Origin of the sequence: Brachyspira catarrhinii (assembly GCF_005518285.1) — a bacterium.
Taxonomy (GTDB): Bacteria; Spirochaetota; Brachyspiria; order Brachyspirales; family Brachyspiraceae; genus Brachyspira; species Brachyspira catarrhinii.
In genome coordinates this window covers 1-1,640 of sequence record NZ_SJDU01000452.1, presented here as the reverse complement: position 1 = coordinate 1,640, position 1,640 = coordinate 1, and the positions used below count along the sequence as shown (strand labels likewise).

2 protein-coding genes are annotated in these 1,640 nt (G+C 31.8%); both read right to left on the bottom strand.

The window, feature by feature from the left end:
• Positions 1 to 823, bottom strand: an 823-nt coding sequence (locus EZH24_RS11410) for a tyrosine-type recombinase/integrase (protein WP_137999220.1), incomplete at its 3' end; no start/stop codon positions are given.
• Between the two features lie 77 nt (positions 824 to 900).
• Positions 901 to 1,640: glutamate ligase domain-containing protein (locus tag EZH24_RS11405; protein WP_272897900.1), on the bottom strand; the 740-nt coding region annotated here is incomplete at its 5' end.

Below are 1,640 nucleotides of genomic sequence, written 5' to 3'. Positions count from 1 at the left end.
ATTCCTGAACTCCTCTGATTTCGGCATCGTTATTAAGAAGATGTGTGGCGAAAGTATGCCTTAAAGTATGAGGCGAAAAATTCATAGCCAAATGCGAATTTCTCATTAATCTTTTCATTGAAACTCTTATACTTCTGTCGCTTATCGGGTTTCCAAATCTATTTACAAAAAGATTGTCGCTCTCTATATTATTTTCTTTTTCTATAATCGCTCTCGCTCTCATATATTTATCCCAATTATCGTATATAATCGGGAGAAGCGGAATATCTCGAAATTTTGAACCTTTTCCAAATATTCTTAAATATTTGTCTCCTTTTTTTATCATGCTTAATTTTATCGAGGCAAGCTCCGAAACTCGCAAACCGATAGTATACATAAACAAAGCCATCATTTTATCTCTGATTAATGTAAATTTGTCGCCGTCTCTTATATTAAGGACGCTTTCCATATCCGAAAGCGTTAAAAATCTCGCCAAATGTTCTTCTTTTTTCGGACTTTTCATAACGACTATTTTTGCCTTATCCGAATAACCGTTTCTTAAAAGATATTTATAAAATTTTCTAATCGAAGACAAATGCCTTGACATTGTGGCTCTTGTTAATCTTTTCTTTTGTAAAAACCCTAAATAATCTCTCACCGTATAATGATTTGCATCTTCAAAGTCGATATTTTTTTTCTGCAAGAATCTTATATATTCTTTCAAGTCTTTATTGTAGCTGTTTATAGTAAATGCGGCGAAATTTAGGGTTTGCAAATAATCGCTGAATTCGTCAAGCAAAAAGTATGTATATTCATAATCCGATTTAGCGGGATTTAGGTTCATAAAAAATCCTCGAGTAAGTTAAGTATTAAATATATAAATTATTATCGAATATTTTATTTATAAGTTTATGAAGTATGTTAACTTGAAGATAATTTTTCGGCGTATTCATGCCCAATTCTTGAAATATTCCCCGCGCCCAAAGTCAAAATTATATCGCCGTCTTTTTTCATTTTATCAAGCTCTGGAATTATATCTTCTATATTTTGTATATACTTTGCTTTATTGTTTCCGTTTTTTACAATATCGTAAATTGTCTCTCCGCTTATTCCAGAAATCGCATTCTCTCCCGCAGCGTAAATATCTGTAATGATTAAATTGTCCGCATCTTTGAAAGCGTCCTTAAAATAATTCAATAATAATTCCGTTCTGCTGTATCTATGAGGCTGAAATATTGCTATTATTCTTCTGTCTTTATAAGCCGTTTTAACCGAAGAGAGAGTAGCCTTTATCTCCGTTGGATGATGAGCGTAATCGTCAAATATAATTATCTCCTTGTCGTATAGTTTATTTAATCTTCTTCCGACTCCTTCGAATGTTTTGAGTCCTTCTTTTATGATTTTTATATTAATATCCAAATGATGACAGACTCCAATTGAAGCGAGCGAATTAAGAATATTATGATTTCCGATTAAAGGAATTTCAAATTCTCCCAAAGATTTATTTTTATAATACGCTGTAAAATAAGTAGTTTGAGTTTCTATTCGTATTGATTTTTTATCGACATAAAAATCGTCCTCGTTTGAAAAACCGTAGGAATAATATTTTTTCACGGCGCTTTTTGACAAATCTTTAACCACCGCATCCTCGAAACATAAAA